General features: G+C 53.8%; 8 protein-coding genes, 1 tRNA gene and 1 pseudogene. 2 read left to right on the top strand and 8 right to left on the bottom strand.

Translation table 11 applies throughout. The features are described 5' to 3' along the window. Positions 1–198 (bottom strand): annotated as a pseudogene (locus VGM48_RS05680) (AraC family transcriptional regulator); the annotation flags it as partial. A gap of 125 nt (positions 199–323) precedes the next feature. Here VGM48_RS05680 and VGM48_RS05675 point away from each other — a divergent pair. Both VGM48_RS05675 and VGM48_RS05670 read left to right on the top strand, forming a co-directional pair. After that, a complete protein-coding gene (locus VGM48_RS05675; protein WP_331576922.1) occupies positions 324–650 on the top strand; it encodes a VOC family protein in 327 nt (108 codons plus the stop codon). 42 nt (positions 651–692) lie between these two features. Further along, positions 693–1565 carry an ankyrin repeat domain-containing protein gene (locus VGM48_RS05670; protein WP_331576920.1) on the top strand — a complete coding sequence of 291 codons (873 nt, stop codon included), beginning with the start codon at positions 693–695 and terminating at the stop codon, positions 1563–1565. Between the two features lie 40 nt (positions 1566–1605). Here VGM48_RS05670 and VGM48_RS05665 read toward each other — a convergent pair. The 7 genes from VGM48_RS05665 to VGM48_RS05635 all read right to left on the bottom strand — a co-directional run bounded on the left by VGM48_RS05665 (position 1606) and on the right by VGM48_RS05635 (position 7543). Beyond that, positions 1606–1692: transfer RNA gene (locus VGM48_RS05665), tRNA-Ser, on the bottom strand. 44 nt (positions 1693–1736) lie between these two features. Then, positions 1737–2504, bottom strand: a complete 768-nt coding sequence (locus VGM48_RS05660; protein ID WP_331576918.1) for a TatD family hydrolase — start codon at positions 2502–2504, stop codon at positions 1737–1739. Positions 2505–2925: 421 nt separating this feature from the next. Continuing rightward, positions 2926–3555 carry a polysaccharide deacetylase family protein gene (locus VGM48_RS05655; RefSeq protein WP_331576916.1) on the bottom strand — a complete coding sequence of 210 codons (630 nt, stop codon included), beginning with the start codon at positions 3553–3555 and terminating at the stop codon, positions 2926–2928. A 43-nt stretch (positions 3556–3598) separates the two neighbouring features. Beyond that, on the bottom strand, positions 3599–4543 hold the full coding sequence (locus tag VGM48_RS05650) for an ARPP-1 family domain-containing protein (protein ID WP_331576914.1): 945 nt from the start codon (positions 4541–4543) through the stop codon (positions 3599–3601). A gap of 48 nt (positions 4544–4591) precedes the next feature. Continuing rightward, positions 4592–5506, bottom strand: coding sequence for a hypothetical protein (locus VGM48_RS05645; protein ID WP_331576912.1), 915 nt, complete (start codon positions 5504–5506; stop codon positions 4592–4594). Continuing rightward, on the bottom strand, positions 5466–6218 hold the full coding sequence (locus VGM48_RS05640) for a hypothetical protein (RefSeq protein ID WP_331576910.1): 753 nt from the start codon (positions 6216–6218) through the stop codon (positions 5466–5468). Before VGM48_RS05640 ends, VGM48_RS05645 begins: the two co-directional genes overlap by 41 nt. A gap of 71 nt (positions 6219–6289) precedes the next feature. Further along, positions 6290–7543: a hypothetical protein gene (locus VGM48_RS05635; RefSeq protein WP_331576908.1), complete on the bottom strand. Its 1254-nt coding sequence runs from the start codon at positions 7541–7543 to the stop codon at positions 6290–6292. Positions 7544–7640 lie beyond the last annotated feature (97 nt).

Here is a 7640-nt window from a genome sequence, read left to right as displayed (position 1 = left end):
GATCGTCCGGTTTACCCGAATCGTATAGAGACCATTGGAAAGCTCCGTGCTTCCGGTCAGGCCGACGATCCCGACCTCATAAAAGGGCGGCTTTCCCTGGTACCGCATGAAATCGTTGACCCGGGTAAAGATCTGGTGGCTGCTGTCGATGCTCGTCACGGTTGCATCATACAGCGGCAAAATAGACACATGCTTCATATTACAAGGATTGATCCTGACAAATGTAAAGAAGGAAACCGTCGCAATCAACTGGTAAGATTGTCGGTTTTACCCTGTCCGGGCGCAAAACCGGGCCGTTACCTTTAGGCTATAAATTTAGAATTATGAAATCGATAGAGATCATCATGCTGCCCGTAAAGGACAGACAAAAGGCGAAAGAGTTTTATCTGAGCCTCGGTTTTCAAGTGGTTGTCGAAGCGCCGGGGGCACATGGCGAGACCTGGATCCAGATGGGGTTGCCCGGGGCGAATACGACTATTTCCCTTGCGGGTTTTCAGGGAGTTATTTGTGAGACGGCGGATATCGAGGCGGAGGTGAAGGCGCTTGGCGCGAAAGGGATCGCTGTGGGGAAGATCGATGATACCCCCTGGGGGAGGTTTGCGTGGTTAAAGGATCTGGATGGGAACTCCTTGTGTCTGCGCCAGAAATAAGAAAAATTTTACCCGGCGGCCGGTTTGGTGTAATTTATAGGGATGACAAACAACGACATCTCTGATGCGCGGTTTCAAGAGGCGGTGCAAGCCATTGACAGCGGGGATATTTCCGGGTTGCGGCATATCCTGGAACGGGACCCGTCGCTGGTCGTGAAACGTCTGGAAAGGCCGGCCGACGGATATTTCGCGCGGCCTTATCTTCTTTGGTTTGTGGCGGACAACCCTATCCGTCATGAAAAGCTGCCGGCAAATATTGTTGCGATAGCGGAGATGATCATCGAGGCGATGCAGAAAGGAGGGGATGAGCATTATCAATTCATCCTTGATTACACGTTGGGACTGGTCTGTACCGGCAGGATCCCGAAAGAATGCAAGGTGCAGATCCCCCTGATGGAGCTGCTGGTAAAGCAGGGAGCAGCCGTGCGCGGCAGCGTATTGGGTCCGATCGGTCAGCGCAATTTCGAGGCGGCCAATTGGTTGCTCGGTAAAGGGGCCGATTACAACCTTGCCACGGCCGTTGGGCTGGGAGACGTTGAAAATGCAAAGCGCCTTGTGCCCCACTCGACGCCGTCCGAGCGGTATGTTGCCCTGGTGGTGGCCGCTTTTTTTGGCCGGGCGGATGTTGTCGCGCTTTTGATCGATGCGGGGTTGGATGTAAACGGCGGCGGGACATCTGCGGATTTCAACGGCTTTCATTCCCACGCCAGCGCCCTGCACCAGGCCGTGTACTCCGGGTCGCTGGATAGTGTAAAGCGGCTGGTGGAGGCGGGGGCCAGTCTTACGGCAACCGACAAGGCCTATCAGGGTACGCCGCTGGACTGGGCAAGGCATATGCAGACGGAAGCAGGCATCGATGAAGGTGAGAGAAAGAATTATGCCGTCATAGAAAGCTATCTGCGGGAGCCGGCATAAAAAAACCCGCAGCTTTGCTGCGGGTAGATCGTAAGACTTGCGGAGAGGGCGGGATTCGAACCCGCGATACCCTTTCGAGTATACACACTTTCCAGGCGTGCTCCTTCAACCACTCGGACACCTCTCCTGTTACTCCCTTTTACAGGGGCTGCAAAAGTACAATATCCCCTCCTAGTTTCCGAATATTTTTTGTGCATTTTCCGAGGTGGCGCGGGCCACTTCTTCGATGGGCATTTCCTTGACCCCGGCCAGCTTTTCAACGATGAACCGGAGGTAGCTGCTCTCGTTGCGTTTGCCGCGGAAGGGAACGGGCGCCAGGTATGGGGCGTCGGTTTCGAGTACGAGCCACTCGAGGGGGATGTCGCGGATAGCATCGGCCAGTCCGGAGTTTTTGTAGGTGAGTACTCCGCCGATGCCCAGATAGAAACCCAGATCGACGATCTCTGCTGCCGCGGCGGCATCACCGCTGAAACAATGAAAGATCCCGCGGAGCGCTCCTTTCTGATGTTCACGCACCAGGCCGATGCTCTCCTTCATCGACTCGCGCGAATGGATCACGATCGGGATCTGATATTGCAACGCCCACTCCGTCTGCCGGTGAAACGCCGTGTACTGTTCCTTCTCAAAGGTGCGGTCCCAATAAAAATCCAAACCGATCTCGCCCACTGCTACCCAGGCACGACGCGCGAGCTCTCCTTCGACGAAGGCCAGTTCCGTCTCCCAGTCTGCTTTTACATGGCAAGGGTGTAAACCCGTCATCCCAATACATTTTCCGGGATAGCGCGTCTCGAGTGACAATAGCGCTTCCTGGCATTTGCTGTCGATAGCGGGCAAATAAAACTTCTCAACGCCTTCTTTTTCAGCCCGTTGAATTGTCTCTTCGAGATCCTGGCCGAACTCTTTACTATATAAATGACAATGTGTGTCGATCAATCGCATAGGTATTCTATCAAAATGTTGGGTACAAATATCCCCAAAACCCCCGATTTCAGCTATTCCCATTTTGCGAAACCTCGCCGGCAACCTTGTCCCGGAGGGCTAAAACATCGGCCTGACGCGGGCTGGATGCAATAAAATGACAAATAGATAGAATGTGAAAAATGGCGGTAAAAGGCCGTATTCCAGAAGATTCGTCAGGCCCAACTGACTAAATTACTTTGCACAGTTCAAAAAAAGGTTTACCTTTAAATCAGTTTTCATAGGGTACGGATTAAAAACGGGCCAGGGTGTCTACCCAGGCCCAATTTTATTTTTAGCAAAAACCGTTCCTTAACCACTTTCCCAGTCCGGGAATCAGGCAAAATTCATCCCTGGTTCGCCTAGCCGCAAAACCCTTCTTCGATCCGGAATTTCCGCAGCCTCACGACAGGGTTATCCTTTCGAAACGATACCCTTTTTTGTGAAAATGGCTGAGCACGCCTGGTAATGCCACCCGCAGGCGGTCCCATGCTTTTTCGCTATCGTGAAAAACGATGATGGATCCGGGCCGCGCATGACGGATCACATTCCGCAAACAGCGTTCACCGGAGCGGGCATAATCAAAATCGGCGCTGAGCACATCCCACATGATGATCGAATAGTTGAACGGGGCGCGCCGGAGTAGAGCGGATTGAAACCGGCTGATCCGCCCATACGGCGGGCGAAACAAATTTGAATCGATGAAGCGCGCGGCCTCCCGGATATCTGCGATATACTTCCCGTCATCCGTCTTCCATCCGTTGAGATGGTTCTGTGTATGGTTGCCCACGCGATGTCCTTCCATCAAAACCCGGCGATAGATCTGCGGATGTTCCTGTACATTCTTTCCAATGCAAAAGAAGGTGGCGGCTGCCCCATATTGTTTTAGCTGATCCAGCACGAATGGCGTCACTACCGGATGCGGTCCATCATCAAAGGTCAGATAGAGGACCTGCTCTTTTACCGGGAGATCCCAAACAAGACGCGAATAGAATTTCTTCAGCCACCAGGGCGTCTTTACGAGGTAGAACATACAGCAGCAATATAATGGATTTTGTCCCGCCGTCCCTGTCAATTTATTGCACCGGCGTCTCTTTTGTAAACGTGTTCACGTGCATGACCCGTCCATCCTGGCGGAAGATCTTCCCCTTGTCTTTTACAAACTCCGTCTGACTTCCCTCATCTTTCAAAAGACGGTCCATATATCGCTTTAACGGCGGATCTTTCAGGGTTACCGGCAGTCCCGAGGCCATGACATCGTCGATATAGCCGTGCAGGAGCGGGTCGAGCTGGGGATAGAAAAGATCGGTCCCGTTGAAGATATCCGTGCCGATGACCTTGTTCCCTGTTATGGCAACAAAACCCACCACATTGCTGTCCGTCTTTGCAAACTTGCTCATAAAAAACCGGAAATATTCATCCTCCGCGGCCAGGTATTTCTTATCCTGATAGCGCGAGAGGTAGGAGAGGGTCTTATTTTTAAAAGCGCCGGCCAGCAGCTGCCGGTCGACCTCGCGCCAGATGGATACCTGGTTGCCGGTCGAGTCCAGCACCTTTCGCAGATGGGGATTCGCGAAGCTGCCATAACCGAATTTTTTCTCTTTGTCGCTCCAGCGTTCTTCTTCGACGCACATCACCGGCACATACTGATCTTTTTCCATCGGCTGGAGGATGGTGTCGCGGACGATCATCCGGTCTTGGCGGCCGCCGGCGACGATCTCGCCGCCTGCGATATAGATGGGCGTTTTGCCATGGGTGTTGAAGCGAAGCCAGTGGACGTTTTCGAAGGAGGTTGTGCCGCGTTCGGTAATGGTGACCAGCCCTTTGCTCAGTGCCTGGTTGAGCGGCACCATATCGGGATGCTGCGCCATTCCCGCGCCGGCTTTGCGGCGGATGGGGATGATCTTTAGATCCCTGAATTGCCAGGCGCTGTCATAATCTACCAATAGCGTCTCATAGGTAAGCTGGGCGGAAGCGGCTAACATGAACAATAGCAGGCAGGCGGTTGAGAGGAATTTCACTTTCAGGCGTTTGATTAAGAATTGCGGCTTCGGCCCCGGGGCCACCCCTCAAAGATAGGAAGGGGAAAGATATTCCGCCAATGCCTTGCTGATCGGCTGACCGGCACCCGATTCAAAGTAGCTATACCCCGGACAGGAGTTTACCTCAAAACAAACGACCCGGCCTTCCCTGGTGATCATCAGGTCGATGCCGGAAAAAGGCAGGTTCAGGGAGCGGGAAAGGGTTATACATTGCGTATAGAGGTCCCTGCTCAACATAAATGGCGTCAGCAGGGCCGTCTTCTCACCGGGATGTGCATAACGGTAATCCGTCGCATCGGACTCTATCCCGGTGGCGATTGCGGTGGTACCGATGACGTGCACGCGGACATTGGTCCCCTGAATACACTCCTGAAACTGTACGGGGCAGAACCTGATCCTGTCAATCGCTTTCAGGGATTCCGCGTCGGTCTTTTTGACGATGCTCCGGGTCCCGCTGATCGACTTATAGATCACGGTGTCGTAGGATGAAATAAAGTCCAGGGCTTCCCGGCTGTCGTTGGTGATCAGGGTGTCGGGAATGTCAAGGCCCGATTGCCGGATGATCTGTGCCTGATAGGGTTTTGAATTGTTGGACATCATCGGGGAGGGCCGGTTGGCAATCCTGGGAGCCGTGGCCATATCCAGCAGACCGATCAGCCGCAGGTATTGCTCGTCGATTTGTTGCTTGTTGACCCTGCACTCATATCCGGGAACAAGCCGATGATCCATGGTTCGCAGATAGATGCCTGAAAAGTCTTTAAGCCTGCAGGTCCAGTCACCATCCGAGATCGTACTGTTGTCGGCGTCCCAACGATCGGGAAGGATGGACCAGCGATCCTGTCTCCGCTGGTCAAGCAGGAGATAGGGGATCTGTTCCGCCTTACAGGTATCGCACAAGCGCTCAACCGGCGATTCGCTGGGGATTCCGATGATCAAGATCATGGCTGGCTGACATTTTGATAATCCTTGTTAAAACGGGGGAAGGGTAAAGGGATAGATCGGGAGCCCGGTGGAAATGCACGATCTGGATACCGTTTTTATTTCGAAAAAGAAAAAGCTCGATCAACGGGTAGCCCTCCCTGAGAGAAAAGGGCAGGTTCGCAGGATGGAAGGCTTCGTCTATTTGCTGCGACAGCGGGATAAAGCATTCGCCGGCGAAAAATAAAAGCCGGTAACACCGGGTAATAATATCGGCGGCCTCGCCTTCGATGTCCCATCGTCCTCTGTTCAGGAAGATGCCTTTGGCGGCGAAGGCGGTGGTCAGGCTAGCCGACAGGTTTGTGGAATAGACGCAACCATGCTCGATAGGATTGATGACGGGACAGGAAAAGGCATAGATAAATGCGGCAAAAAAAGCATTCAGTTCACTCGCGACATATTCCTTTTCTTTTTTCACCGCCTGATCCCAGACTACCGGGTCCGACCAGGAAATTCTGTTGATCAGCAGACTGACGGCCGGCGCGGTTATGGGCTCGCCCTGCTCATACGGCGTGATCCTGAAAATAACCGACGGCAGGTTGATTCGCAAACTGACGCCATAGTCTACTCCCAGCGCCTCGGGGAGGAGTAACAGGGCTTTTCTGCCTTCGCCGGCGATGGCCGTGACCAGCCTTTGGGCTTCCCTGTCATGATGATGCGCGATCAGGAGTATCATTTGATCTTTTCAATAAACCCAGCGCACGCCTTTCGGCGCACACTGGGATAGAGGGTTAAGGTTAGGGGCGGTTATTCGTTGGACAATGCGCCCTTGCTGAGGTCGGGACGCAGGGCTTCGCCTATGAAGCTGGTAAGGGTGGCAAGATTGTATTCCAGTCCGGCGATCCGTTGTTCCAGACTGGAGGATTCGCCGTCTCCGAACCCGCCGCCCCCTCCGGTTATGGGAGACCCCGGTGCGGGATTTTCGAACAGTTTGGGAATGGGATTCTCGAACAGCTTTTCAAAGATCTCGAGCTTCTCGAGCTTTTCATGCTTTACCTCTTTGAATATCGCCTTTGTATCGAACCTGGCTTTTGGCACCACCACCTGGAGGTATTTTGCGACTTTGACGTTGAGTTCGGCCTCCACGAATGCGATGGGATTGGCAATGGTGTTAGTGGTGCTACCGGCGAAAAGCAGGGCGATGACGTTGTTGGCGGAGTCGACGATCGCCGAACCGGAGTCGCCATGATCGCTGAACATGGGGTTCCGGGTCGTGTCGGGCCGGATCGTGATCTGGTCTTGCAGGGTGCGGGTACCGATGGCTCCGCCGTAATTGATATTCACGGTACCGCTCAATCCGTCGATAAATCCGTAGGTCAGCAGTGTTGTCCGGCCTCTTTTGCGAACGGCGGCGCCCAGCACGGCTGTGGCGGTCCCGTTTACGTTGCCGATATCGGCGATGGTTGCTGGAGCCGTGATGCCTGCGTTGATGTTGGCGATGGCTCCGTCCACATGGTTGCTCAGGACGGCCCTTGCGAGGGTTCCGACGCCGTCGGCATGAGTGCCCGTGTCGATGAGGGAGGGCTGGTCCAGCTGATCGCCGACATGCCAGGTATTGTCGATGCACATCACGTGGAAATTGCTGAGCATCATGACCTTACCGGTGGCGTTGTCCTTTACCATACAGCCCAGGGTTCCGGCGAAGATCGACCCGCCGACCGACCGGTCCGGGCCGATGCTGACCCCGCCTTTCAAGGGCCGGTAGCGAAGCGTGTCTGCCTCCGGCTCGGCGTTGATCACCTGTTTTTTCGCAACGACAAACGGCTCATAGGTGCCTTCGATGACGTCTGTTTTGATGCCGTTGATCTCTTCGGGTATCTTTTCTTTTGGGTCTACGGTTTTCTTCTTCTTTTTTACATGGACGCGGATAGCTATCTCATCGGTACGTTTTCCGTCTACATATTTGTAGCCGATATCTACTGCGTTGACGCCGGGAATCTTTAACAACTCCGCCTCAACGTCGGCTTTTGCCTGTTTTGCTGCTTCGATCTTTGCCTCCATAAAAAAATATTTAGATAGCAAATTAGTACAGGCGTCTGGCCCCGGGTAGGGGAAAAACCCGGTATTCTTACCCCGGAAATGCCCCCATCAGGGGTAG

It is taken from the genome of Puia sp. (genome assembly GCF_036500295.1).
GTDB lineage: Bacteria > Bacteroidota > Bacteroidia > Chitinophagales > Chitinophagaceae > Puia.
The sequence above is the reverse complement of the archived record's forward strand: the minus strand, read 5'-3'. Positions and strand labels throughout refer to the sequence as shown.

Bases quoted from the DNA above. Each gene is read 5' to 3' on its own strand.
- VGM48_RS05675 (WP_331576922.1), top strand. From the start codon at position 324: ATGAAATCGATAGAGATCATCATGCTGCCCGTAAAGGACAGACAAAAG.
- VGM48_RS05670 (WP_331576920.1), top strand. From the start codon at position 693: ATGACAAACAACGACATCTCTGATGCGCGGTTTCAAGAGGCGGTGCAA.
- VGM48_RS05660 (WP_331576918.1), bottom strand. From the start codon at position 2,504: ATGCGATTGATCGACACACATTGTCATTTATATAGTAAAGAGTTCGGC.
- VGM48_RS05655 (WP_331576916.1), bottom strand. From the start codon at position 3,555: ATGTTCTACCTCGTAAAGACGCCCTGGTGGCTGAAGAAATTCTATTCG.
- VGM48_RS05645 (WP_331576912.1), bottom strand. From the start codon at position 5,506: ATGATCTTGATCATCGGAATCCCCAGCGAATCGCCGGTTGAGCGCTTG.
- VGM48_RS05640 (WP_331576910.1), bottom strand. From the start codon at position 6,218: ATGATACTCCTGATCGCGCATCATCATGACAGGGAAGCCCAAAGGCTG.
- VGM48_RS05635 (WP_331576908.1), bottom strand. From the start codon at position 7,543: ATGGAGGCAAAGATCGAAGCAGCAAAACAGGCAAAAGCCGACGTTGAG.